Source organism: Gordonia ajococcus, assembly GCF_012974285.1.
Taxonomy (GTDB): domain Bacteria; phylum Actinomycetota; class Actinomycetes; order Mycobacteriales; family Mycobacteriaceae; genus Gordonia; species Gordonia amicalis.
On the sequence record NZ_CP052884.1, the window covers coordinates 5,003,564 to 5,027,472 of the forward strand.

Consider the following 23,909-nt stretch of genomic DNA (forward strand, 5'->3'; position numbering starts at 1 on the left):
CCCCGGACACCGGCTCGTCCCGGTACCGTGCGCGAGGTGACGTACTCGAAGGTGATCGTGGCGGTGCGAGGTGGTGGACTGACGCGCGTCGGTGCCGAGACACTCGTCGAACGATGCGCGGCAGCCGGTGCCGTTCGCGTCCAGCTCAACATCGACGACGACCCCGTCTCCGGTGCGATGCGCATCGACGAACTCGATCCGGCGATCGACGCGGTGGTGACGTACTGGGCCGGGGACGTCGACGCCGTACTCCCCGCGGTCACCCGGAGTGTCGAGGTGCCGTTCGCGGCCTGGGAGGTCACCGCGCGCGCTCCCCTCGACCCGGACCTTCCCGCCGACGGAACGCGCATCGAGGCGCTGTCCAACATCGCATTCCTACGCCGCCCGGCCGAGCTGGACCGCGAGGAATGGTTACGGCGCTGGCTCGAGGACCACACCCGGGTCGCGATCGACACTCAGGCCACGTTCGGATATGTACAGAACATCGTCCAGCGGGCACTCACCGGGGACACACCGCGAGTCGACGCGATTGTGGAGGAACTGTTCCCGATGGCAGCTGTCACCGACATCCACGCCTTCTACGGCAGCGACGGCGACCAGGCCGAACTGGAACGTCGAATGACGCTGATGCTCAACAGCGTCTCGCGGTTCGGTGCGGACCGACACCTCGATGTGGTCCCGACCTCCCGGTACGACTTCGATCTCTCCGGGATGGTCTCAGACGGCTGAATCCGGAAACGCGATGACCGAGAGGAAGCGTATCGGCAGTTCGACCAGTTCGACCGGCCCGTGCGCTCCCTCTCCGTCGAGTTGCAACGCGTCGCCAGGATGCATCCGGTACACCGAGCGGCTGTGCGCGTAGTCCATCACGCCTTCGAGGACGTACAGGAATTCGGTACCGGCGTGCTGGAACAGCGGCTGCGTCACCGATTCCTCGGTGAGGGTCACGAGCAGACATTCGAGCCGTTTGTGTTCCCCGCGAAGCGATCCGAGCAACTCGTACTCATGTCCCTCGCGTGAACCCTCACGGACGATCTCGTTACCCTCCCCCGCCTTCACGAAGACGGCCGAACGCTCCATCTCCGCGCCGCGGAACAACGACGTGACCGAGACGTCGAAGCCGTTGGCCAGGCGGGCGAGGGTGCTGAGACTGCAGGAGGTCTGCGCGTTCTCGATCTTCGACAGCATCGCCTTGGAGATGCCGACGCGGGACGCCATGTCGCCCACCGACAGTCCCTGCTGGCGCCGCAGCCGACGCACATTGTGCGCGATCGCGGTCTCGAGCTCGAGTTCCTCGACCGACTGGTCGACGGGGCGTTCCCGTGCGATGCCAGACTGGTTCCGGATCAATGGGTCGTCGGTCACCTCGCCAGCATAGTGAGCGAGGTCGTTCACTGTCAGTTGACACATGTTCTCGCGCCCTCTCGTCGGTTGATCCCCGCTGCACACCGCTCGGGAACGCTCAGCGCATCTCCCCCGCTCCCACGTAGGGGAACCTCGTCTTCAGCGGATCGCCCTCGGCGAACCGGGTGAAGCGGAAATCGGACTCCGGGATCCGTGGGTCCGAACTGCGTCCGTCGACGACCAGATCGGCGATCAGCCGTCCCACCGCCGGCGAGATCTTGAACCCGTGACCGCTGAAGCCGACCGCCAGCACCAGACCGTCGAGCGGGCCCGCCGAGATGATCGGATTCCAGTCCGGCGTCACGTCGTAGCAACCGGCGTAGCTGCTGGTGATCGCGGGTTCGGTGAAGCCGGGGAACCGGGTGCCGACCTTGTCGACGGTGAGGTCGACGAAGTCGCTGTCGACACGGTTGCTGTAGTTGTCCGGGTCGGCGATCTGGAGTTCCTGGAGATCGCTGTTGCCGAACAGGATCTCGCCTCGAACGTCCGGTCGCACGTACTGGAGTGAGACGAGGTCGGAGAACACCGGGACCTCTCCGAGATCCTCACCCGGGTGGATCATCACGATCTGCTCGCGGTGCACCGAGATCGGGATGTCGATGCCGTGCCGGCCGAGGAACGGCTTGGACCACACTCCCGTGGCCACGACGACGGTGTCGGCCGAGATCGTCGAGCCGTCGGCGAGCCGCACGCCGGTGACCCGGTCGCCGTCCTCCAGCAACTCGGTGACCGTGGTGCCCTGGCGGATCCTGATGCCGGTGGCACGTGCGGCGGCGGCGAAGGCCTGGGCGGTCTGGTAGGCGTCCCCGTACCCGCCGCGCTCCTCCCAGCCGAAGGCCGCGAACGGCTCCAGATCGGCCGTCGGCCACATCCTCGCAACCTCGGCGACGTCGATCTCCTCGGCCTGAACGCCCACTTCGCGCTGTGCTGCTAGGCTTTTGCGCAAGTTCTCGACGTTCTGTTCACCGACGCCGACGACGTATCCGGTCTGCCGGAAGCCGATGTCGGTACCGAAGATCTCCTCGGCCTTCTCGAACACCTCGAGCCCCACCGCCGCCATCGCGGCCAGCGAGCTGACGCCGTAGTGACACCGGACGATGCCCGACGACGTGCCGGTCATCCCGCCGCCGACGGTGTCGCGTTCGCACACGACGACGTCGGTGATCCCCCGCTGCCCGAGGGCCCACGCGGCGGCAGCACCTTCGAGACCGCCGCCGACGATGATGACCGACGCTGTCGAATCCCGTTCTGTCACAGCCCAGTCCCCGGAATCCAGTTGGTACCGGCCATCGGGACCCGCGCCATCGCCGCGGCCTCGATCGTGATGGCGACGAGGTCCTCGGGCTCGAGGTGCTGCAGGTGCGCCTTGCCGCAGGCACGGGCGATGGTCTGGGCCTCCATCGTCATGACGCGCAGGAAGTTGGCGAGGCGCTTGCCTCCGAGGACCGGGTCGAAGCGCGCCGACAGTTCCGGGTCCTGCGTGCTGATGCCGGCCGGGTCACGCCCGTCCTGGAAGTCGTCGTAGTAGCCGGCGGCCGAACCCAGCGCCTCGTACTCCTCGGCATAGCGGGGATCGTTGTCTCCCAACGCGATCAGGGCGGCGGTGCCGATGGCCACCGCGTCAGCGCCGAGGGCCATGGCCTTGGCGGCGTCGGCGCCGTTGCGAATGCCGCCCGAGACGATGAGCTGCACCTCACGGTGGACCCCGAGTTCCTGCAGCGCCTGGACCGCCTGCGGGATGGCGGCCAGGGTCGGGATGCCCACGTGTTCGATGAACACCTCCTGGGTGGCGGCAGTGCCGCCCTGCATGCCGTCGACCACGACGACGTCCGCGCCGGAGTGCACGGCCAGCTTCACGTCGTAGTAGGTGCGGCTCGCGCCGACCTTGACGTAGATCGGCTTCTCCCAGTCGGTGATCTCGCGCAGCTCGTTGATCTTGATGGCAAGGTCGTCGGGGCCGGTCCAGTCGGGGTGCCGGCAGGCACTGCGCTGGTCGATGCCCTGGGGGAGGGTACGCATCCCGGCGACACGCTCGGAGATCTTCTGCCCCAGCAGCATTCCACCGCCACCGGGCTTGGCACCCTGGCCGAGGACAACCTCGATGGCGTCGGCCTTGCGCAGGTCGTCGGGATTCATGCCGTAACGCGACGGCAGGTACTGGTAGACGAGGTGCTTGGACTGTCCGCGCTCCTCGGGAGTCATGCCGCCGTCACCGGTGGTGGTCGACGTCCCGACCTCCGACGCTCCGCGGCCGAGTGCCTCCTTGGCGCCGGCCGACAGCGCACCGAAACTCATACCGGCGATGGTGACCGGGGTAGACAGGTGCAGCGGATACTTCGCGTTGCGGCCACCCAGGACGACGTCGGTGTCGCAGCGCTCGCGGTAACCCTCGAGCGGGTAGCGCGACATCGAGGCACCCAAGAACAGCAGGTCGTCGAAGTGGGGGAGCTTACGCTTGGCCCCCCAGCCACGGATGTCGTAGATGCCGGTCTCGGCGGCGCGCTGGATGGCGGCGATGGTGGTGCGGTCGTAGGTGGCGGATTCGCGGAGTCCGCGCTGCTCGACGCTGAGTTTCTCGGTCATGGTGATGTCACTTTCGGTGTGTGCTCGATGTGGGGTTGCGGCCCTTCGAGGCTCGTCGACTTCGATGCGCTCCTTCGTCGCTTACTCAGCCCGGCGGCTATCGCTCCTCGCACCTCAGGGAGCAAGGGGGGCTTCGCTATCGCTCCTCGCACCTCAGGGAGCGAGGGGAGGATTCGCTCGCTCCTCGCACCTCAGGGAGCAACTCCGCTCCCTGAGGAGCCCGGAGCTTGCGGAGGGCGTCTCGAAGGGCTCAGTAGGCGGAAGCGTTGTCCACCTTGAAGTGGTAGAGCTCGCGGGCCGATCCGTAACGGGTGTAGGCGGTCAGGTCGTCGTCGCCGTAACCGGCGGCCTTGAGCAGACCGGCGAGTTCCTCGAGGTGCTCCTCGCGCATCGGCTTGGCGATGCAGTCGGCGCCGAGGGAGGCGACCTCACCGCGGACGTAGATGCGGGTCTCGTAGATGGAGTCGCCGAGGCCGTCGCCCGCGTTGCCGCGGATGACCAGGCGGCCGGCCTGCGCCATGAAGGCGCTGTTATGTCCGACGTCGCCGCCGATCACGATGTCGACACCTTTCATCGAGATGCCGCAGCGGGCCGCCGCATCACCCTCGACCACGAGGAGTCCACCGTGAGCGGTGGCACCGGCCGACTGCGAGGCGTTGCCCTTGACGATGACGCTGCCGCTCATCATGTTCTCGGCGACACCGGTGCCGGCATTGCCGTTGATGGTGACCTCGGCCTGCTGGTTCATCCCGGCGGCGTAGTAGCCGACATGACCGTTGACGGTGATCTTGACCGGCGCGTTGACGCCCGCTGCGACACTGTGCGCGCCGGCGGGGTTGTCGATGACGATCTCCCCGGAGATGTCGCCGTGGAGTACCGAGTTGATTTCTCGCAGTGCGGTGTTCGCGAGGTCGAAGTGGTGGTTGGGGCTCATCGTCTCCGCTTTCGCCGGGTCGGTAGGGGACTGGGTGGTGGAGTCGAGCGTCATCGTGTCCATGCGTAGACCACTTCCGGCTCGGGCTCCCAGATGCGGGCGTTCTCGACCCCGGGCAGCTTGGCGAGGGCGCGGTACTCGCTGGCGATCGCGACCCAGTCGTCGGTCTCGGCGATCACCGCGGGCTTGCAGGCGATGGCGTCGCGGACGACGGCGAAGGAGTCACGGTTGGAGACCACGAGGGTGTAGAAGCCGTCGAAGTTTGCGCAGACCTCCTTGAGGGCGGTCTCGACGTCCTTGCCGGCGGCGAGCTGGTGGGCGACGAAGCGGGCGCCGACCTCGGTGTCGTTCTCACTGTCGAATTCCACACCCTGCGCGCGCAATTCGCGTCGGATGGTGGCGTGGTTGGCGAACGACCCGTTGTGCACGAGACACTGCTCCGGGCCCACCGCGTAGGGATGTGCACCCGACGGGGTCACGGCCGATTCGGTGGCCATCCGGGTGTGGCCGACGCCCTGCCAGCCGGAAGCAGTTGCCAGACCCCAGGATTCGGCCAGGTCTCGCGGGGCGCCGACACCCTTGAGGACGGTCAGATCCGAGCCGAAGCCGGCGACCAGCGCATCCGGGTAGGCGGCGCGGGCCGCGCCGAGGAGTTCTTCGGCGCCCACCGGGGCCGACGCGACCAGCGTGGCATCGACAAGCTGGGCCGCGACCGGCACACCGAGTGCTGCGCCCAGCGTCGCCGAGACCTCGTCGGGCAGGACATCGAGTTCGAGCAGCGAGACACACCCGTGGCCGGAAGGTGCCCATTCGGGGTTGCCGTACACCGCGATGCCGGCCGAATCCGCACCGCGATCCTGCATCTCGCCGAGCATCACGGCGAGCATCGCGCCGAGTCGGGGATGAAGATCGGGATTACGCAGATGCAATCCGACGATTCCGCACATGGTCGAATCCTTTACGTCGAAGGGGAGTTGGGATGTGGTTCGATCGACGCAGCCTGGGCCGGCCGCGTCAGAAAGCGGTGAGGTAGTGGTCGACTTCCCAGGGGGACACCGCCGCGTGCCAGTCGAAGAACTCCTCGCGTTTCAGGTTGGAGAAGTAGGTCGACACCTTGCCCTGGTCGGCGGGCCAGTCCTGGGGGAGTGCGGCGTCGAGGGCACCCATGACGACCGCGTCGGACTCGAACGCCTCGACGGCGTGCAACAGGGTGAGTGGCAGATCCGCGATGTGGCTGGGAGCCCCGCCGACGGCCCCGGGGTCGAGGCTTCGCTTGATGCCGTCGAGACCGGCACCGAGCAACGCGGCCGCGGCCAGGTACGGGTTGGCCGACCCGTCGCCACCGCGCAGTTCGACGCGCTGGTCGTCGGGAACCCGGATGTAGTGGGTCCGGTCATTGCCGCCGTACGTGGCCTTGCGCGGCGCCCAGGACGCACCCGATCGGGTCGCGGTGGCGCCGGTTCGCTTGTAGGAGTTGACGGTCGGCGCGATGACGGCCTGCAGAGCCGGTGCGTGCTCGAGGATGCCCCCGATGAACCCGTAGGCGGTCGCGGAGAGCCCCAGCCCGCGATCGTCTTCACTGACCTGCGGGAAGACCGGCTCACCACCCTTGGTGAGGGAGAGGTGGAAGTGCAGTCCCGAACCGGTGCGATCGGCGAACGGCTTCGGCATGAAGGTGGCGATCATGCCCTTCTCGGTGGCCATCGCCGAGAGGAGGTAGCGGAGGGTTACGACCCGATCGGCGGTGGTCAGCGCGTCGGCGTACTTGAAATTCTGCTCGAACTGCCCGTTGCCGTCCTCGTGGTCGTTGGCATAGTTGCCCCAGCCGAGCTGGTTCATGGCAGTGGACACCGTGGTGAGGTGCTCGTACATCCGGGTGAGACCGCGGACGTCGTAGCACGGCTGGTCGGAATCGTCGGCGGCGTCGGCGGTGACCAGCGAACCGTCCTCCGCGCGCTTCAGCAGGAAGTACTCGACCTCGGCGCCCACCCACGGCTCGAAGCCTGCGTCGGCGGTCTGCGCGATGAGGGTCTTGAGGATGTTGCGGGGAGCGAACGGCCACGGCTTGCCCTCGACGTGCGGATCGCACTGGACGACGGCCAGGCCTTCCTTGATGAACGGGATGGGGAGGAAGGAGCTGACGTCGGGAACGGCGACGAGGTCGGGGTCCTTGGGCTCCTGACCGATGGCACCGACCGCGTAACCGGCGAAACCGACTCCCTCCGTGGCGAGTTCGTCGACCGCCTCGACCGGCACCAGCTTGGCGCACGGCTTTCCGCGGAGATCGACGAACATGGCGAGGATGAACTTGGTGTCATTGGCCGCACACAGCTCGGCGAGGGTGCCGGTGTCGGGGGTTTCGTTGGTGGTGGTCATGATGCGCTCCGGGGGTCGACTCTAGGTGTTGCCTGTCGGGATGTCCACTCGTGTGAATCACTGTCTACCGTTAGTAGACTGCCCGATTGTTTCGAGTCTGTTTCCGCTCCGTGAGCGGTCGGTGTCGTTTCGAGCCACCCTCGCCGCCTGACGAAAGAACCCGGAGGTCCACCGTCTGACGGTGGACCCCCGGGCCGTTGTTCGTCTTCTCCGCGCGGTCAGACCTGCGCGGATGGTGCCGATGCCGGCATCGACTTCTCCACCGATTCGGCAGCTGCCGACGGCGACAGACCGGCCAGCCCACCGCCGGGCCGACCCACACTGGCACTGGGGATCTCGTACGCGGTCTCGGCGTGCAGCGTGGTGTCGAGGCCCATCATCTCGGTCTCGTCGTCGACGCGCAGCCCGATCAGCTTGTCGAGTCCCTTCGCGATGAGCCAGGTCATCACGAACGAGTAGGTGCAGGTGATGGCGATGCCGGCGAGCTCACGCCAGACGATGTCGACCGGACCGCCGAACAGGACGCCCTGGACACCGGCCGGAGCGGCCTCGGTCGCGAACAGGATGATGCAGATGGTGCCGACGATGCCGCCGATGCCGTGGACGGCGAAGGCGTCGAGCGTCTCGTCGATCTTGAGCCTGCTCTTGAAGCTGAGCAGGAACGCGACGACCGCTGCGGCGAAGATGCCCACGCACAGTGCACCCAGCGGCGCCATGCTGCTGGCGGCGGGGGTGATGCCGACCAGGCCCGCGACGGTGCCGGTGATCAGGCCGAGCGACGTGACGTGACCCTCGCGCCACCGCTCGATGATCGCGAACCCGATCATGCCGGCGGATCCGGCGAGCAGCGTGTTCAGGATGACCGCCTGCGCAAGGAAGTTCGCACCGAGCGCGCAGCTGCCGTTGAAACCGAACCAGCCGAAGAACAGGATGCCGCCGCCCAGCATGGTCATCGGGAGGTTGTGCGGACGCTCCATGCGGCGCTTGCGTGCCCCGAGGACGACGGCCAGGGCCAGAGCCGCGACACCGGAGTTCATGTGGACCGCGGTTCCGCCCGCGTAGTCGACGATCTCCAGCTTGTTCAGCAGGAAGCCGCCCTTGTAGTTGTCGTCGACGTCGGCCGAGAACACCCAGTGTGCGACCGGGAAGTACACCACCAGGAGCCAGATCGGCGCGAAGACCAGCCAGGCAGAGAACTTCATCCGGCCTGCTGCACCGCTGGCGACGATGGCAATGGTGATGGCCGCGAACAGGATGAACCACGCCGCGAAGTACAGCGTCTGGGTCGCGCCGGAGGCGTCGTCGGTCAACCAGTTGGTGAGACCGATGAAATCGGTGGGGTTGCCGATGAGACCCCACCCGCCCACCGACGGACCGGACACGAGTCCGTAGCCGATGACGACGTAGAGCACGGCGGTGATGGCGAGGGTCGACATGACCATCGACATGATGTTCAGCACGTTCTTCGAGCCGACCATGCCGCCGTAGAAGAAGGCGAGGCCGGGGAACATGAGTAGGACGAAGACGAATGCCGCCAGCATCCAGGCCAGGTCGGCGTTGGCCGCGAGTATCGGTTCCATGGGCGATCTTTCGGTTCGGAGACTGAAGAGGTCGGTGGTTTGATGCACCAGCAGCTCACGGGCGTCATTGACCGCGTAGATACGCGACGACGTTGTCGCGATAATCGAGAAATCCCTTGTAGGCGGCGATGTCCTCACCGAGCGACTCGATGACGGTCGCCAACTGAGCGGCCCACTCGGGTATTCGTTTCACGTCCTCCAGCGAGGCCATGAATGTCCGGATATTGAACGTCACGGCACCCGACATCGGCAACCGGACGAAGTGTTCGAGCTCGATTCGCAGGCGTGCCCTGGCGAAATCGCCGTCGGCAACCATGGCCGGGACGTCGGCCGCCCATGCCGGCAACTCTTCGAGGCTCACGTCGAGTTTGTGCGAATCCGACGCCGACAGAGTCCAGTTCACCCTGCGGTACACCTGATCTGCCGGTAGCCTGCGCAGGAATTGTTCGGCGCGGGCGACGATGCCCTCGCGAAGCATGCGTGGTACCGGGGCGTGGATTTCGTACATGTCCATGCCCACGTCGAAGGAGACCGACCAGGCCGCGGCGAAGGTCACGACACCGGCGTCGAAGTACAGATGTCCATCGCGTTCGGTGACGAGGAGCAGATCGTCGGGCACCTCGCGGGCCAGGAACTCCATCGGTCCGCACGGCAGGGTGTCGGGGTCGCCGAGCACGAATTCCTGGTCGGTGCCCAGAATCTCGTTACGCCAGTGGAAGCGCCCGTCGCCGGACTCGTCGAGGTGCATGAGGCCGGGGTACGAGATGCCGAGGTCGCGCAGATAGTAGAGCAGCAGATCCCAGCACGCGATCTCCATCCCGGCACGGACCCGCACCCGTGAGGGGTCGTTGTCCAGGATTCGGCGACGTTCGGCCATGATCTCGGGATACTCGGCACCACCGAGATCGACCAGGTACCTTCCCCATTCGCCGCCGCGCGTGCACCGCGGGATGCGTGCGGGCTCGACGTTGACGCTGTAGGTGAACTCCTCGAGGTCGTCGGGGAACGGCCACGGCAGGTTGGACAGGTGGTCCACCGGCCCAGTGAGGAAATCCCGGATCGATGCGGTCGGTATCGCTTCTGTGGTCACAGGTCCACCTCGATGTTCTGACCCCGGGAGACGCAGCACAGCATCGCGTCACCGAGGGCTTTCTCCTCCTCGGACAGAACGAGGTCGCGATGCTCGATGATGCCGTCGCGCACCGGTATCCGACATTCGCCGCATACACCCTGGCGGCACAGGTTGGGCACCTCGACACCATGGTCGAGGAGTCGTTGCAGGAGGGACACTCCCGCCGGGACGTCGATCTGACTGCCGGTGGAGGACAACGTCACGGTGAACGGATCGCCCGGGTCCTGCTCCGGCGCGGAGAACCGCTCGAGATGCACGCGGGCGGAGGGCCATCCGGCCCGGGCCGCGAGTTCGGTGTAGGTCTCGAGCAGAGCTGCCGGCCCACAGGCGTAGGCGTGGGTTCCGAGCGGCTGGGAGCGGAACCTCTCGGCGAGCAGGTCCGCGGTCTCGTCCACACCGGACACCTCGTGCAGGGTGATGTTCGGTTGCTGCGCGAGCGCGCGGAGATCGTCGAGATGGGCTCCGCAGCCCGGACGGTACGAGTACACGATGTCGGCACGAGATCCTCCGCGCGCCAGGGCCCGGGCGTGGGACAGGATCGGGGTCACGCCAATCCCGCCGGCGACGAGCAGTGCGCCGCGCTGGTCGAGGATCGGCGCGAACATCGACCGTGGTCCCTCCACCTCGACGACGGAATCCTCGGAGAGATTGTCGTGCAACCAGTCCGAGCCGCCGCCGGCGCCGCGTCGGAGCACCGAGATGCCGTAGGTGTTCGGGAACATGCCGTCGTCGACCAGCGAGTAGGCATTGCGGTGCTCACCCGCGGTGACGATCAGATGGCTGCCCGGCTGATAGGGCGTCAGAACCTGCGGCGCGTCGTCGAGCGGCGCGAACCGGAAGTGGGTGATGTCGTCGGTCAGCCGCCGAACGGTGACGACGCGCATAGGGCGCGCCGAGGTCGTGTAACCCGGGTGCAGGTGTGCCGCGATCGCAGCTGCCGTCATACATCACCTCCCGCTGCCGATGCGAGGAAACTCCCCATCGTCGGCGAATGATGCTCGTGAACCTCCAGATCGCGGACACAGCCCGGACAGGAGACGACCCCGCCGGCACGGCCGTCCACCCGGAAGGTGTTGCGGCAGTGCGCACAATAGAGCGGGAGGTCACGGGTGTGGACGACGTATGACGACAACTCCGCGGGAACCGCCCCGGCGTCACGTGCCATCGCCAGCGCGGTCATCACGTCGTACTGACCGCCGGTGACGAGGATGCGCGTGCCGGTGAGCGCGGCATCGAGGGCGGCGTTCAGGGACCGGCGATCCTGCTCGTCGGTGAGGGTGTCGAGCACCAGGAGTCGGGTGGCTCCGACGACCTCGGCCGCCGCGACCCAGTCCCGCGACACGTGAGCGGTCTCGGCGTCGTCGCCGACCGCGACGACGAGGAAGGCCGCCCCGGTGGTGTCGACGGCCGGCGGGGTGGCCGGCCAGACCGGCATGCCCGGCCCGGTCGGCGCCGACTGCCGAGCGGCGTTGCGCAGCCACCGGGCGGCTCGGTCCCGGTACTTGATGATGCCCTTGTAATCGGCCATGTCCTCGGGCAATTCGGCCAGGACCTCGGCGGCACGACGACGCCAGGGGTCGACGGTGGCCAGCAGCTCGAGGGGGAGCAGGTAGGTGCGGATGAGGAACATGACGGCACCGGAGTCGGGGAGCCGGATGAGGTGCTGCACCTCGACGCGCAGGTGGACCCGGCGACCGAACTCGGCGTCGTCGACGAGCAGGATGGCCTCGCGGTCGGGTCCCCACTCGGGGTAGATCTCGGTCGAGACGTCGAGGCGGCGGTCGATGGTGAGTGTCCAGTTGGTCCGCCGGTAGGGCTGGTGAGGTTGCAGCCGTTTGAGGAACTCGTGGGCCCGGGTGATGACGCCTTCCCTGCGGACCCGTGGGACTGGCCCGTGGATCTCGAGGAAGCTCATGCCGACGTCGAAACCGAAACTCCAGTCCGCGGCGAAGGTCACCACCCCGGCGTCGACGAACAGTTGGCCGTTGCGCTGGTCCAGGAGCGCGATGTCCTCCTGGACCTGGGAGGTGATGTACCGCAGCGGTTCGTCGGGGAGCGTGGTGGCGTCGCCGTACCGGAAGTGCTGTTCGATGCCGAGGATGTCGTTGCGCCACAACCATTCGTCGGGACCTGCCGAGCGCAGCTGCATCTGCTCCGGGTAGGCGGCATCGAGTTCGCGCATGAGGGTGAACATCGCGTCCCAGGCGGCGGGGACCATGTGGGGGAGCACCGCGTGCCTCGTCGGGTCGGCGGCGAGGATCGTCGCACGCTGGTCGATCTCGGCGCGATACTCGCAGTCGATGTCGACGATCGCGGTGCCCCACTGGCCCGCCGGTGTGGTGACGGACTGCTCGGCCGGTTCGACGTTGGTGCTGTAGCGATACCGGTCCTCGAGGAAGGGGAACGGGAATCCGGCGACCAGGTCGGCGTCGTCCGGCGTTGTGGGAGTGGTGTTCTGGATTGTGCTCGTCACAGGGGAACCTCCAGGCTGCAGCCGTCGGCGGCGCGTGAGACGCACGGCATGATCGCGTCACCGGCGTCCTTCTCCTCGGCGCTGAGATAGAGGTCGCGGTGGATGGGTGAGCCGCCGGCGAGGGGGATGCGGCATTCACCGCACACGCCCTGACGGCACAGATTGGGGACCTCGACGCCCGCCTGTTCGAGGGCCTCGAGCATGCTCGTCCCCGACGGGACGTCGATGCTCCGACCGGATTCGACGAGCTCGACGCGGAAGGGATCCCCGGCGTCGAGCGCATCGATCCCGAACCGCTCGAAGTGGATTCGGGAGTCGGGCCACCCGGCCTGCACCGCCGCGTCGACGACGGCGTCGATCATCGCCGACGGCCCGCACACATAGAGGTGGGTGCCGACCGGCTGGGCGCGGAGAGCTTCGTCGAGGCGTTCGATGAACGAGACTCGATCGGTGAACAGTTCGGCGCGGGCCCGTGCAAGCGCGGTCACGTCGGCCAGGTGGGCGGCCGCGTCCTTCCGGAAGACGTAGAGCAACTGGACGTCTCGCCCCCAGCGCACGGCTGCGCGCAGATGGGACAGCATGGGGGTGATCCCGATTCCGCCGGCCACCAGCAGATGCTTGCGGGCGCGGGCGATGGGCGCGAACGCGCTCCGGGGGAGTCCGACGGTCATCAGGTCGCCGACCGCGAGCACCTCGTGCAGCCAGCGGGATCCACCGTTGCCATCCGCGACCTCGAGGACCGAGATCGAGTAGTGACCCGGATGCGTGCCGTCGCCGGTCAAGCTGTAGGCGTTGGTGTTCTCGCCGGCATGCACCACCAGATGGCTACCCGGAATGAAGCCGGGCAGCGCACGTCCGTCCGGGTGGGCGAGGGTGATGCCGCGGATACCCGCGACGGTCGTGTCGATCGAGGTCACGACGAGTTGCATCGTGACGGCCCGATCGGCGCGGCGATTCGTCGACGCCGTACCGACATCGGCCGAATCAGGTTCTGCGACTGTGATGCTCACAGCTCGATCTCCTCGGTGGTCAGGAACTGGGTCTCGGCGTCGACCATGAACCCCAGGTACTGACCCGTTCGACGGGACACGTGGTGGTACACGAGCAGGTCGCGTCGACAACCGGCGCAGGGGATGACGTCGTCGATCGCCACTCGGGCGCGTGTGACCGTCCGGCAGTGCGAACAGAACACGTCCGCCTCGGTCCGTTCGACGGAACCCGTTGTGAGGAACTCGATCTCGTCGTCTTCGAGACCGGCGTTCACGGCGACGGCGCGCAGCCGCAGTGCCGAGCCGGCGTCGGCTACGATCCAGACCCGGACCCCGACGGTGGCCTCGGCAAGCGCGTCGGCCAGCAGGTCGGCGGCCGTGTCGGCGTCGCCGTGGATTCGGGTGGTGGCCAGCGGCGCGAGGTCGGCTTCCCAGCGACTCAGTGCATCGGCGACGTCCCCCACACCGACCAGCAGGTAGGAACCACCGGTCGGTGTGGGAGTCGACGTCTCGACCAGGTCACCAGGTCGCGCCCACACCGGCACGCTGGAGTACGCGATCTGCGACATGGCGGCCGCTCAGAGGAGAGTGGCGTCGCGCTGCCCGGTGTAGAAGGCGAGCGCATAGTCCGGGGTGCTGAAGTAGATCTTCGAACCCTTGGGGAAGAAGATCGCATCCTTGGCCTTGGCGACGGTCTTCTGTCCGGTTTCCTTGTTCTCCAACAGGAATTCGCCCTCGAGCACGACCTTCATCTCGTCGTATTCGTACTCGTAGTAGAGCGGTTCGTCGGTGTGGCGGAGCTCGAAGTATCCGCTGCACATCGGGCTGCCGTCCGGGTTCTCATAGACGTCGCCGATGAATCCCGCAGTACCCGGGTACTCGGCCTCGGGCATCTTCGGCAGGTCTTTCCAGCCATCGCTGGTCACGCGGAACTCCAACGCCTTGGCACTCTCGATCGTCACGAGGCTCCTCCATGTCTCACTCGGGCGCGTACGCGCTCGTCGGGGTAGGTGCTCGGCGTCCACCGCTGCCAACCGCGGTTTGCGGTGACTCTTCGGAGTGGACGCCGTCCCCTGTTATGAAACAAGTGGCGTGTTTCAGCAGTGTGACGGCTTTGTAATGGTGTGCAACGCGGCGAGTCCGCGACCGAGACATTCGCTCAACAATTCCGTTCCCGCTCACTTTTATCGGGTGAGCGGGAACGGAATGAGTGAGCGGTTCTTCAAGCCCGTGGCGGGTGGTAGTCGAGCAGTCTGAACCAGTACTCGTCGGGAAGCACGTCGCCGGAACGCAACACGCGTGCGAGTCCGACAGCCATGAACACCCCGAGCAGGCCCAGCCAGAGTCCGCACAGGGAGATCGTCACCAATGCGATGGTCCTGGCGACCGGCCACGGGTCGAGGATCAGCAGGAGTGGTGCGAAGAGGAAGCCGGCCGGGACGAACCAGAACGACAGCGCCTTGTCGCACTTCATCACTGCGGTCAGCCACGTCGGGCTCGACGCCACGGGTCGCGGTGGGGCCGCTCGGTGTCTGACGCGGATCGTCGTGGCAACCGGTGGAGTGGCAATCGGTCGAGTGGCAACCGGTGGAGTGGCAACCGGTGGAGTGGCAATCGGTCGAGTGGTCATCGGACACCTCCTGTGAGGATCGCCGTGACTCCAGACTGCGCGCCTGAACGCGGGAAGGCCACTACCTCGCAGGTAGTCGACTCGTGGGGCTCAGTCGAGCCAGTCCAGCACCGATGCCGCGGTCCAGCTCTGCTGCATGCTGCCCAGGGGTTCGCCGGTGAAGGGTTCGTAGTACTCCGCGAACGAGCCGTCGGTGGCCTGGCGCAGGCCCTCCTCCCGAAGGCGCGCGGAACGCTCGGTCCAGCCGCGGCGCCCGAACGCCCAGCTGAACAGCCAGGTCATGACCGGCCACACCGGACCGCGCCAGTATTCGCGCGGGCGGAAGTCGCCCGAGATCGGCGACGTCGACGGCGGGACCGCGTACCGGAGGTCGGGGTGCCCACAGAATCGCGGACCTTCGAACAGCCGGAGCAGAGCCCGTTCCCGGTCGCGCGGGAGACCTCCGCAGATCAACGGGGCGAACGCGGCGATCGTCTCGGTCGGAATCCACGAGTTCGCGCGCAAGTCGAAATCCCTTGCCGCGCCGTTACGGTCGTTGGCTGCGGCCACGACGCCGGAACGGAAACGGTCGGCCCATGCGCGCAGGTCGCGGACGTCGGCGAGCGGCTTGGAGTAGTCCTCACCGATCGTCGCGAGCACATCGCAGGCCACGGCGAAGATCGCACTGACGAAGACGTCCTCGACCGCGAAACTCATGACCTTCGGCAACACGTCGTCGTCGTAGTTCGCGCGCTTCATCTGTTCGACCAGCCAGAGGTAGCGGTCGTACTCGAGGTCGGTCGGCCGCATCGACAGATCCGACACGTGGTCGAGATCTGCCCGAGAGTACGGCGGCAGGTCCAGTCCCGGAACGACATTCGCGTATGCCGAGTCCCAGCGCGGCGAGTTGTCCATACCGGATTCCCAGCCGTGGAAGATGGTGATCCGGCCGCGCCCCATGGGATCCCGCGCATGAGCCAGCCACCGGTGCCATCGCACCAGGGAACTCCACCGGCGGTCGATGAACTCGTTGGCCACCGCCCGCGTCGTCCGGCCGTGGCGTCGGGAATGGTCGAGGATGCGCTGCACCGCGATCGCGTGGACCGGAGGCTGGGTGATCCCCGAGGTGTCGGGGAAGTCGGGGGCGCACTCGGCCAGTCGCGCGCACTCCCAGCGGGCCGGGCCGGGGAAGTACCCGTCCCGACCGTTGGCGAACACGATGTGCGGGATCATTCCGTTGCGCCACTGCGCCGAGAGCAGGGTGTCCATCTCGATCACCGCTCGCTCGACCGACAGCGGTGCGAGACCGACGGTGACGAAGGCGGCGTCCCAACTCCACATGTGCGGGTACAGCTTGGGTGCCGCACTGGTCATGGTGCCCAGGTCGTTGCCGCGCAGCAGATACGCGGCACGTGCCGACAGCTGCGTTGGGGTGAATCCGTACCTGGCCACGCCGACGATTCTGCCCCGCGGCGCCGTCGTGTGCTCATCGAGGTGACCTCGATACGCGTCGTCCTCACTCCGTTCGGTCGTCGCTACTCGGCCAGCGGAGGGTGGGGGGCGTGACGATTTCGGCATCCGGGTCGTCGCTACTCGGTCGGCGGAGGGTGCGAGGCGTGACGATTTCGGATCCGGGTCGTCGCTACTCGGCCAGCGGAGGGTGGGGGGCGTGACGATTTCGGCATCCGGGTCGTCGCTACTCGGTCGGCGGAGGGTGCGAGGCGTGACGATTTCGGCATCCGGGTCGTCACCACTCGGCCAGCGGAGGGTGGGAGGCGTGACGATTTCGGCATCCGGGTCGTCACCACTCGGCCAGCGGAGGGTGGTCAGCATGACGATTTCGGCATCCGGGTCGCCCAGTAGGGTGGGCAGAGTGCCCACCGCTTTGATCACCGGGGCCAGTCGCGGCCTCGGCGCCCAGATCGCCCGACAGCTCGCGCCCACCCACGACCTGTTGTTGGGTGGACGCCCCTCGCCCGAACTCGACAACCTCGCCATCGAACTCGACGGCGCGAGCACTTTCGCCGTCGAACTGACCGACTACGACGAGGTCGCCGGCGCCGTGGAAGCGATCAACGAACTCGACGTGCTGGTCCACAACGCCGGCGTCGGCAGCAGTCTCGAGCATGTGGCCGACACCCCCGTCGAGGAGTGGCATCACGTCCTCGAGATCAACCTCGTCGCCGTCGCCGAACTGACGCGGCTCCTGCTGCCGGCGCTGCGGCAGGCAGAAGGGCACGTCGTCTTCGTCAATTCCGGGGCAGGACGAAACGCCAAACCCCGCTGGGCGCCGTATGCGGCGAGCAAGTTCGGGTTGCGGGCACTCGCCGACTCGCTGCGCGCCGAGGAACCGACACTACGGGTCACGTCCGTCTACCCCGGGCGCATCGACACCGACATGCAGCGCGAACTCGTCGCCCTCGAGGGACGGGACTACGACGCCTCACAGTTCCTGCGCCCGGAGTCCGTCGCGGCCGCCGTCGTACACGCCATCCAGACGCCCGTCGACGCCCATCCGCAGGACATCGTGCTGCGGCCGACGGGGCGGGGTTAGCGGGTCAGAGCTGCGTGAGGTCCTCCGGACGCCAGACCGCGCGCATCGACGACACCTTGCCGTCGGCGTTGAAGACCATTATGTCGACCGGAGTGATCTCGAAGGCCAGTCCGGAGGTCTTGGTCACCAGGGTGAACTCGAAGACGGCGGTGTCGCCGGCGACCTTCTTCCACTTGAGGGTCGCGGTGCGCTCGTCCATGCCGGTGATCACCGAGTAGAACTCGACGAGCTCTTCGCGGGTGTTGCGGATGTCGGCGCCGATCGGGTCCTCGACCGTCGCGTCGGGCGCGTAGAGGTCGGCGATCTGCTCGGCGGTGCCGGAGTTCAGCAACTCGATGTAGGCGTCCACCGCCGCGTCGATCTGGTCGGCGAGGCCGGCTTGCTCCACGGTCATGAATCCTCCAGAAATTAGAACGTGTTCTAGTTCCGCACCGTAGCACGCGCGTCCGTCGACCGGTGGATGTTTTCGGTGCTTGCACACCGTTGTTTGATACGTTCGCCGCAAGAGCCCCTCGGGCATCGAGTCCGTCGAGTCCGTCGAGGTCCCAGCAGCGCGGAAAGGCCGGTATCCGTGACGATGTCCGACTCACCGCACGACCCGCGGCCGGGTGCGCGGTGACCCCGATCCTCGCCGCACCCCTGGAACCCGGCAACGAGCAAGCCCGCCGGTGGGCCGAGGACGAACTCTCCCAGAACGCCTACCAACCGCCGGAACCGTCGTGGTGGGACCGGTTCAGCGACCGGGTCTGGGGATGGATCGCCGACAACGTCCTCGACCTGGTCGGTGGGTCGGACACGATCCGGGCGATCGTCATCGTGATCGCCATCCTCCTGGCGCTCGGACTCGCCGTTCTCGTGATCCGCCGCGTGCGCCGCACGCCGCGGATCCCGAAGACCACCGAGAACGCCGCAGCGAAGGTGGTGTTGTCCGGAAGCCCGCGTTCGGCGAAAGAACTCCGCGCGGAGGCCGAGACCCGCTATGCCGCCGGCGATTACGACACCAGTGTGATCACCGCCGTCCGCGCGCTCGCCCAACGCGGCATCGAACGAGGTCTGCTCGCCGACGAGCCGTCCCTCACCGCACATGAGGTGGCGACCGAACTGGCGTCCCGGTTCGAGGAGCACGGCGTCGAACTCCGGAGCGCCGCAGACCTGTTCGATGCGATCGCGTACGGCGGTCGCCATGCGGCGGCCGGGTCGGCCCGTGCGGTGCTCGACCTCGAGCGCACCGTGTCGTCCGCCCGACCCGCCGGGGTGGACACATCTGGTCCGCGTCGTCTGGCGGTGCCTCGATGACCACGACGGCACGTACACCGTCGATCGCGCCCGCCCCGCCGAAGCGCGGCACGCCACGATGGATCTGGGTACTCGTGGTGGTGCTCGTCGTCGCGGTGACCGCAGCGATCGCCCTGCTCGGTGTCTCCGCGCTGACCGTGTTCGGTGCGGAACCGGGGCCTGGTGTCAGCTACGACCCCGACAATCCACGGCCCCAGGGTGCGCGCGCCCTCGCCCAGATCATCGACGACCACGGCGGCGACCTCCATCAGGCCCGTGGACTGGACGAGCTCACCGATTCGCCGCGCCCCGAGAGCAGCACGACGGTCGTCGTGTCATCGGTCGGCGCGCTGAACCCCGGTACCGCACAACAGTTCCTGGATTGGGTCTCCGACGCACACCGGGTGATCCTGATCGCGCCGCAGGACAACGCTCTGTCACTTCTCCGGCTACCCGTCCGGCTGGAGTACGGCGGTGCCCCGACCGCGGTGCTCGCCGGGTGCACGACCACCGAGATCGCCGACGACGACACCATCACCGGCGGCGCGCTCGGCTACAGCACATCCGCACCGGGCGCGACGTCGTGCTTCACCACCGGCACCGCGTCGAATGTGCTGATCGTGCCGGCCACATCGACCCGCCCGGAGATCGTGGTCGTCAGTGGCGACATGCTGATCAACGAGAACCTCGCGCTCCGGGACAACGCGGGCGTGGCCACCCGTCTCTTCGCAAGCGCGCACGACATCCTCTGGTATGTACCTCTTTTCACCGACGAAGTCGCGTCGGCGCAAGAGGAATCCGACATCCCGGAGGCGCTCGGGCCGCTGGTCGTGCTGGCCGCGTTCGCAGTCCTGGTCCTGATGCTCTGGCGAGGTCGCCGTTTCGGCGCGCTGGTCACCGAGCCGCTGCCGGCGGTCGTCAAGGCGATCGAGACCACCCAGGCGCGGGGCCGGATGTACCACAAGGCTCGCGCCGACGCCCGCGCCGCCGCCGCGCTGCGCATCCACACCCTGACCTCGCTCGCCTCCTACCTCGGCCTCCCGTACGACGCCGGTCGGGCCACCGACGAGTTGGCGGCACCCGAATGGGAAACGATGGTGGCACCGGGGGAGACCGCCGACTCCGCCGTCCACGCCATCATCACCACCGTCGTGTCCGTCACCGGCCGCGACCTTCCACAGGTACGGACCCTGCTCGCGGGGCCGCTGCCCACGACCGACACCGGCCTCGTCGTCTTCACCAGTGAACTGACCGCCCTCGAGAAGGAAGTCCGGCACACACCATGACCGTCGATCCATCCCGCACCTTCGGCCCCGGTCCGTCCGAGAAAGCGGCCTCATCGCCGCAGAATCCGCACGGTGGACCCGCCCCGTCGTCGAACAAGGCACGCGAGGCACTCGGTGCGGTGCGTGCCGAGGTCGCCAAAGCCGTTGTCGGGCAAGACCCGGCGGTCGCGGGCATCCTCATCGCACTGCTGTGTCGCGGACACATCCTGCTCGAAGGCGTTCCGGGCGTCGCCAAGACCCTCCTCGTCAGATCGGTCGCGGCGGCGCTCGACGTCGAGACCAAGCGCGTGCAGTTCACCTCCGACCTGATGCCCGGAGACGTGACGGGTTCGCTTGTGTTCGACTCCGCCGGCTCGGAGTTCACGTTCCGCGAGGGACCGGTGTTCACGAACCTCCTGTTGGCCGATGAGATCAACCGCACCCCACCGAAGACGCAGGCATCGCTGCTGGAGGCGATGGAGGAACGGCAGGTGACCGTCGACGGCGTCGGCCGTCCGCTGCCCAGCCCGTTCCTGGTGGCAGCAACGCAGAACCCCGTCGAGTACGAGGGCACCTACCCGCTGCCGGAGGCCCAGCTCGACCGTTTCCTGCTGAAGGTGACACTGCCCGTGCCGCCACGTGAGCACGAGATCACTGTCCTGACCCGGCACGCGGCCGGGTTCGATCCGCGGAATCTCGCCGCCGCCGGACTTCGACCGGTCGCCTCGGCCGCCGACGTCGAAGCCGGCATCGAACAGGTCCGCCGCGTCGGTGTCGCACCACAGGTGGCCGCCTACATCGTCGACATCGCCCGCGCGACAAGGTTCTCGCCGTCCCTGGCACTCGGCGTCAGCCCGCGCGGCGCGACCGCGCTACTCGGGACCAGCCGCGCGTGGGCGTGGCTGAACGGCCGTGACTTCGTGACCCCCGATGACGTTCAGGCCCTGGCACAGTCGACGCTGGCACACCGGCTGTCGCTGCGGCCGGAGGCCGAACTCGAAGGCGTGTCGGTCGGCTCGGTCCTCGATGCCGCCGTCAACTCGGTTCCCGTGCCGCGCTGATGTTCCTCACCGGCCGGTTTCTGGTACTGGTGCTGCTGGGCGCAGTGCCGATCCTGGTGTGGCCGAACTACGCCGTCCCCGTGCTGTGGGTTCTGTTCTGTGTGCTGCTGATGTGCCTCGACCTCGCGCTCGCCGGATCGACGAAGACCATCGCGATGACACGGTCGGTGATCGGACCGGTCCGGTTAGGGGAGAGCACCTCCTGCTCGATCACGGTCACCAACACCGGGACCGGGACCTTTCGCGGCGTCCTGCGTGACAGCTGGCAACCGTCGGCGGGCGCCACCGGCGCCATCCACCGCCTCACCGTGCCGCGCGGTGAGACCACTACGGTGACCACCACTCTCACCCCCACGCGACGTGGCGACCGACTCGCCGTGCGGGTGACGGTGCGCCGTCTCGGTCCTCTGGGACTGGCCGGACGGCAACGCAGCGTCCCGCTTCCCGGTCGGGTCCGCGCGCTCCCGCCGTTCGGGTCACGGCGGTTCCTGCCCTCCCGACTCGCCCACCTCCGCCAGCTCGACGGCCGGTCGGCGGTCCGGATACGCGGGCAGGGCACCGAATTCGACTCTCTCCGGGACTACGTCGAAGGAGACGACGTCCGCAGCATCGACTGGCGGGCGACCGCACGACGCCGGTCGACCGTGGTGCGGACATGGCAACCGGAGAAGGACCGACACATCGTCATCGTGCTCGACACGTCGCGCACCTCGGCGGGGCGCGTCGGCGATGTCCCCCGACTCGACGCCGCGATGGACGCCGCCCTGCTGCTGGCGGCGTTGGCATCGCATGCGGGCGACCGGGTCGACCTGATCGCCGGTGACCGACGCGTGCACCGTCGAGTCGTCGGGGAGGGCCGGACGACGCTGCTCAGCAGGCTGGTCACGGCGATGGCCGACCTCGAACCGGCACTGCTGGAGGCGGATTGGCCGATGCTGGGCGCCGAGGTCGCGAAGATCAGCCGCCAGCGCGCCCTGCTGGTGTTGCTGACCCCGATGGAACCGGCCGCCGTCGAGGAGTCACTGCTGCCCCCGCTGTCGGTTCTCGCGCAGCACTACAAGGTCGTCATCGGATCCGTCGCCGATCCGGCGCTGGAGGAGATGATCGCCGTCCGGGAACACCCGGAAGCCGTCTACGACGCGGCCGCGGCAGCCCGGACCCTCACGTTGCGCAATCGGACGGCCACCGCCGTCGGTCGGCTCGGCGTCGACGTGGTGGATGCCCCGCCCCACGCGCTGCCCGCTCGGCTGGCAGATCACTATCTGCTGCTCAAATCACGCGGGTTGCTGTAGCGCTGCGTCGAGCTAGCTCTTCGCCTGCACCGCCCGGTAGCCGAGGAAGCCCAGGTAGCCGGCCAGGCCGACCAGGCCGAGGCGTCGGGTGCGGCGTGACACCAGCGCGATGCCGATCGCGGTCTCGCAGGCACCGTTGCGGTAGGTCCACGTCGTGGTGTCCTCGGGGAACACGGGTGCGGTGATGGGAGCGAACACCTCCGGCTTGACGAAGTGCGTCAGACCGACCGCCGCCAGACCTCCTCCGATCAACGAGACCGCGTCCAGAGACTTGTCGTTCTTGGCCATCCTGGTGTTCCTTTCGGGGTAGCTGCACTCCCGTTCATTCCTACACGGTCGGTGCAGTCAATCCGCGATCCAGCTCGGCGAGGTCGCCGGTTTCACCGGCTCGGTGCGCGCGGCGCCCGGCGACGAAGACGTAGGTCATGAACAGCAACCAGGCGGTCACCCCGATCCCGATCCGCGCCCACGTCGGCAGCGGCGAAGGGGTCACGAAGGCCTCGATCACCCCGCACAGCAGGAGGACGGCGACGAGACCGAGCGCCACGCCGATGGCGGTCCGACCCTCCTCACCGAGAGCGGCTGCGCGCGTTCGGTTCCCGGGTGACACCCAGGACCAGAAGATCCGGAGTCCGACTCCCGCGGCGACGAACAGGCAGGTCAGTTCGAGCATGCCGTGTGGCAGGAGCAGACCGAAGAACAGGTCTCCGCGACCGTGCCGGATCATGATCGACGCGATCACCACCAGGTTCAGGATGTTGGTGTAGAGCATCCAGATCACCGGCAGGCCGAAGACGCCGACAACGATGCACATCGCGGCCAGCCAGAAGTTGTTGGTCCACACCCGCGCCGCGAACGACGTCGCCTCGTATTCGCTGTAGTAGTTCTCGAAGTCGTTGGTGACGAGCCGCTCGATCTCCTGCGCCGAGGCGAACGAGCTCTCGATCCGCGGATGCTCCAGAACCCACCAGGTCATGACGGCGGCCGCGAGCAGACACACGCCCATCACCGTCAGCCACCACCACCGCATCCGGTACAGCGCAGCGGGGAACGACACCGCGAAGAAGTCGATGAACGTCGACCAGGTACTCACCCTCGTCCCCGACGCTCTACCCCGGGCCCGCGCCAGCAACGCCGACAGGTACGCGACGAGCGATGCGTCGGGCGCCGACGAGCGGATCACCGAAAGATGCGTCGCCACCCGCTGATAGGTGTCGATGATCTCGTCGGCCTCGGCTCCGGTCAGACGCCGCCGGCGCGACAACTCATCGAGACGTTCCCACGTCGCGCGGTGCGCGGAGACATAGGCGTCGAGGTCCATTCGGCCAGGGTAACCGGCATCCGGGTCAACGCAGGACGTGTCATTCGACGGGTGTCGTCCC

At 67.5% G+C, this 23,909-nt stretch carries 24 protein-coding genes; 6 read left to right on the forward strand and 18 right to left on the reverse strand.

Annotated features, from left to right (window positions below):
• Positions 1–27: 27 nt before the first annotated feature.
• Positions 28–729: an EthD domain-containing protein gene (locus GAA2_RS22565; RefSeq protein WP_006438072.1), complete on the forward strand. Its 702-nt coding sequence runs from the start codon at positions 28–30 to the stop codon at positions 727–729.
• Here the strand turns inward: GAA2_RS22565 and GAA2_RS22570 are convergent.
• From GAA2_RS22570 to ggh, 15 genes are all read right to left on the reverse strand, one after another.
• On the reverse strand, positions 718–1,410 hold the full coding sequence (locus tag GAA2_RS22570; protein ID WP_006438071.1) for a helix-turn-helix domain-containing protein: 693 nt from the start codon (positions 1,408–1,410) through the stop codon (positions 718–720). The two genes, GAA2_RS22565 and GAA2_RS22570, sit on opposite strands and share 12 nt — an antisense overlap.
• A 52-nt stretch (positions 1,411–1,462) precedes the next feature.
• Complete coding sequence (locus tag GAA2_RS22575; RefSeq protein ID WP_006438070.1) at positions 1,463–2,659, reverse strand: NAD(P)/FAD-dependent oxidoreductase; 1,197 nt, start codon at positions 2,657–2,659, stop codon at positions 1,463–1,465.
• The gene (locus tag GAA2_RS22580) at positions 2,656–3,987 is read right to left on the reverse strand and encodes an FMN-binding glutamate synthase family protein (protein ID WP_191834615.1); all 1,332 of its coding nucleotides are present in this window, start codon (positions 3,985–3,987) and stop codon (positions 2,656–2,658) included. Before GAA2_RS22580 ends, GAA2_RS22575 begins: the two co-directional genes overlap by 4 nt.
• Positions 3,988–4,237: 250 nt before the next feature.
• Positions 4,238–4,984 (reverse strand): glutamate synthase, encoded by a 747-nt coding sequence (locus GAA2_RS22585; RefSeq protein WP_006438068.1) that lies wholly within the window; start codon positions 4,982–4,984, stop codon positions 4,238–4,240.
• On the reverse strand, positions 4,972–5,868 hold the full coding sequence (locus tag GAA2_RS22590; RefSeq protein ID WP_006438067.1) for a glutamine amidotransferase: 897 nt from the start codon (positions 5,866–5,868) through the stop codon (positions 4,972–4,974). The genes GAA2_RS22585 and GAA2_RS22590 overlap by 13 nt, the downstream gene beginning before the upstream one ends.
• Before the next feature lie 67 nt (positions 5,869–5,935).
• Positions 5,936–7,297, reverse strand: a complete 1,362-nt coding sequence (gene glnT, locus GAA2_RS22595) for a type III glutamate--ammonia ligase (RefSeq protein WP_191834616.1) — start codon at positions 7,295–7,297, stop codon at positions 5,936–5,938.
• Between the two features lie 218 nt (positions 7,298–7,515).
• A complete protein-coding gene (locus tag GAA2_RS22600; RefSeq protein ID WP_182155349.1) occupies positions 7,516–8,877 on the reverse strand; it encodes an ammonium transporter in 1,362 nt (453 codons plus the stop codon).
• Between the two features lie 64 nt (positions 8,878–8,941).
• The gene (locus GAA2_RS22605; RefSeq protein WP_006438064.1) at positions 8,942–9,967 is read right to left on the reverse strand and encodes a heme-dependent oxidative N-demethylase family protein; all 1,026 of its coding nucleotides are present in this window, start codon (positions 9,965–9,967) and stop codon (positions 8,942–8,944) included.
• Positions 9,964–10,953 (reverse strand): PDR/VanB family oxidoreductase, encoded by a 990-nt coding sequence (locus tag GAA2_RS22610; RefSeq protein WP_191834617.1) that lies wholly within the window; start codon positions 10,951–10,953, stop codon positions 9,964–9,966. The genes GAA2_RS22605 and GAA2_RS22610 overlap by 4 nt, the downstream gene beginning before the upstream one ends.
• Entirely contained in the window at positions 10,950–12,482 is a 1,533-nt protein-coding gene (locus GAA2_RS22615) for a heme-dependent oxidative N-demethylase family protein (RefSeq protein WP_191834618.1), read from the reverse strand. Before GAA2_RS22615 ends, GAA2_RS22610 begins: the two co-directional genes overlap by 4 nt.
• Positions 12,479–13,492 carry a PDR/VanB family oxidoreductase gene (locus GAA2_RS22620; protein WP_006438061.1) on the reverse strand — a complete coding sequence of 338 codons (1,014 nt, stop codon included), beginning with the start codon at positions 13,490–13,492 and terminating at the stop codon, positions 12,479–12,481. Before GAA2_RS22620 ends, GAA2_RS22615 begins: the two co-directional genes overlap by 4 nt.
• Positions 13,489–14,040: a dimethylamine monooxygenase subunit DmmA family protein gene (locus GAA2_RS22625; RefSeq protein WP_006438060.1), complete on the reverse strand. Its 552-nt coding sequence runs from the start codon at positions 14,038–14,040 to the stop codon at positions 13,489–13,491. Before GAA2_RS22625 ends, GAA2_RS22620 begins: the two co-directional genes overlap by 4 nt.
• Positions 14,041–14,049: 9 nt before the next feature.
• On the reverse strand, positions 14,050–14,433 hold the full coding sequence (locus tag GAA2_RS22630; RefSeq protein WP_006438059.1) for a cupin domain-containing protein: 384 nt from the start codon (positions 14,431–14,433) through the stop codon (positions 14,050–14,052).
• A 260-nt stretch (positions 14,434–14,693) separates the two neighbouring features.
• Positions 14,694–14,945, reverse strand: coding sequence for a hypothetical protein (locus GAA2_RS22635; RefSeq protein WP_006438058.1), 252 nt, complete (start codon positions 14,943–14,945; stop codon positions 14,694–14,696).
• A gap of 246 nt (positions 14,946–15,191) precedes the next feature.
• The gene (gene ggh / locus GAA2_RS22640) at positions 15,192–16,532 is read right to left on the reverse strand and encodes a glucosylglycerate hydrolase (RefSeq protein WP_006438057.1); all 1,341 of its coding nucleotides are present in this window, start codon (positions 16,530–16,532) and stop codon (positions 15,192–15,194) included.
• 421 nt (positions 16,533–16,953) lie between these two features.
• Between ggh and GAA2_RS22645 the strand changes: the two genes are divergently transcribed.
• Complete coding sequence (locus GAA2_RS22645) at positions 16,954–17,634, forward strand: SDR family oxidoreductase (RefSeq protein ID WP_006438055.1); 681 nt, start codon at positions 16,954–16,956, stop codon at positions 17,632–17,634.
• 4 nt (positions 17,635–17,638) lie between these two features.
• Here GAA2_RS22645 and GAA2_RS22650 read toward each other — a convergent pair whose 3' ends face one another.
• Positions 17,639–18,028, reverse strand: a complete 390-nt coding sequence (locus GAA2_RS22650; protein ID WP_006438054.1) for a nuclear transport factor 2 family protein — start codon at positions 18,026–18,028, stop codon at positions 17,639–17,641.
• Positions 18,029–18,249: 221 nt separating this feature from the next.
• On the opposite strand from GAA2_RS22650, the gene GAA2_RS22655 reads away from it, so the two are divergent.
• The 4 genes from GAA2_RS22655 to GAA2_RS22670 are packed head-to-tail and all read left to right on the forward strand — an operon-like array spanning position 18,250 to position 22,527.
• Complete coding sequence (locus tag GAA2_RS22655) at positions 18,250–18,930, forward strand: DUF4129 domain-containing protein (protein WP_006438053.1); 681 nt, start codon at positions 18,250–18,252, stop codon at positions 18,928–18,930.
• Positions 18,927–20,195 carry a DUF4350 domain-containing protein gene (locus GAA2_RS22660; protein ID WP_006438052.1) on the forward strand — a complete coding sequence of 423 codons (1,269 nt, stop codon included), beginning with the start codon at positions 18,927–18,929 and terminating at the stop codon, positions 20,193–20,195. Before GAA2_RS22655 ends, GAA2_RS22660 begins: the two co-directional genes overlap by 4 nt.
• On the forward strand, positions 20,192–21,235 hold the full coding sequence (locus tag GAA2_RS22665; RefSeq protein ID WP_006438051.1) for an AAA family ATPase: 1,044 nt from the start codon (positions 20,192–20,194) through the stop codon (positions 21,233–21,235). Before GAA2_RS22660 ends, GAA2_RS22665 begins: the two co-directional genes overlap by 4 nt.
• Entirely contained in the window at positions 21,235–22,527 is a 1,293-nt protein-coding gene (locus tag GAA2_RS22670) for a DUF58 domain-containing protein (protein WP_006438050.1), read from the forward strand. Before GAA2_RS22665 ends, GAA2_RS22670 begins: the two co-directional genes overlap by 1 nt.
• Before the next feature lie 12 nt (positions 22,528–22,539).
• On the opposite strand, the gene GAA2_RS22675 is transcribed toward GAA2_RS22670, so the two are convergent.
• Positions 22,540–22,815, reverse strand: coding sequence for a membrane protein (locus GAA2_RS22675; protein WP_024499047.1), 276 nt, complete (start codon positions 22,813–22,815; stop codon positions 22,540–22,542).
• A 40-nt stretch (positions 22,816–22,855) separates the two neighbouring features.
• Positions 22,856–23,848 carry a stage II sporulation protein M gene (locus tag GAA2_RS22680; RefSeq protein ID WP_024499046.1) on the reverse strand — a complete coding sequence of 331 codons (993 nt, stop codon included), beginning with the start codon at positions 23,846–23,848 and terminating at the stop codon, positions 22,856–22,858.
• Between the last annotated feature and the right edge of the window lie 61 nt (positions 23,849–23,909).

Coding starts and splice junctions, on each gene's coding strand:
- GAA2_RS22570 (WP_006438071.1), bottom strand. CDS start 1,410: ATGTGTCAACTGACAGTGAACGACCTCGCTCACTATGCTGGCGAGGTG.
- GAA2_RS22580 (WP_191834615.1), bottom strand. CDS start 3,987: ATGACCGAGAAACTCAGCGTCGAGCAGCGCGGACTCCGCGAATCCGCC.
- GAA2_RS22585 (WP_006438068.1), bottom strand. CDS start 4,984: ATGGACACGATGACGCTCGACTCCACCACCCAGTCCCCTACCGACCCG.
- GAA2_RS22590 (WP_006438067.1), bottom strand. CDS start 5,868: ATGTGCGGAATCGTCGGATTGCATCTGCGTAATCCCGATCTTCATCCC.
- glnT (WP_191834616.1), bottom strand. CDS start 7,297: ATGACCACCACCAACGAAACCCCCGACACCGGCACCCTCGCCGAGCTG.
- GAA2_RS22600 (WP_182155349.1), bottom strand. CDS start 8,877: ATGGAACCGATACTCGCGGCCAACGCCGACCTGGCCTGGATGCTGGCG.
- GAA2_RS22610 (WP_191834617.1), bottom strand. CDS start 10,953: ATGACGGCAGCTGCGATCGCGGCACACCTGCACCCGGGTTACACGACC.
- GAA2_RS22625 (WP_006438060.1), bottom strand. CDS start 14,040: ATGTCGCAGATCGCGTACTCCAGCGTGCCGGTGTGGGCGCGACCTGGT.
- GAA2_RS22635 (WP_006438058.1), bottom strand. CDS start 14,945: ATGAAGTGCGACAAGGCGCTGTCGTTCTGGTTCGTCCCGGCCGGCTTC.
- GAA2_RS22650 (WP_006438054.1), bottom strand. CDS start 18,028: ATGACCGTGGAGCAAGCCGGCCTCGCCGACCAGATCGACGCGGCGGTG.
- GAA2_RS22660 (WP_006438052.1), top strand. CDS start 18,927: ATGACCACGACGGCACGTACACCGTCGATCGCGCCCGCCCCGCCGAAG.
- GAA2_RS22665 (WP_006438051.1), top strand. CDS start 20,192: ATGACCGTCGATCCATCCCGCACCTTCGGCCCCGGTCCGTCCGAGAAA.
- GAA2_RS22670 (WP_006438050.1), top strand. CDS start 21,235: ATGTTCCTCACCGGCCGGTTTCTGGTACTGGTGCTGCTGGGCGCAGTG.
- GAA2_RS22675 (WP_024499047.1), bottom strand. CDS start 22,815: ATGGCCAAGAACGACAAGTCTCTGGACGCGGTCTCGTTGATCGGAGGA.
- GAA2_RS22680 (WP_024499046.1), bottom strand. CDS start 23,848: ATGGACCTCGACGCCTATGTCTCCGCGCACCGCGCGACGTGGGAACGT.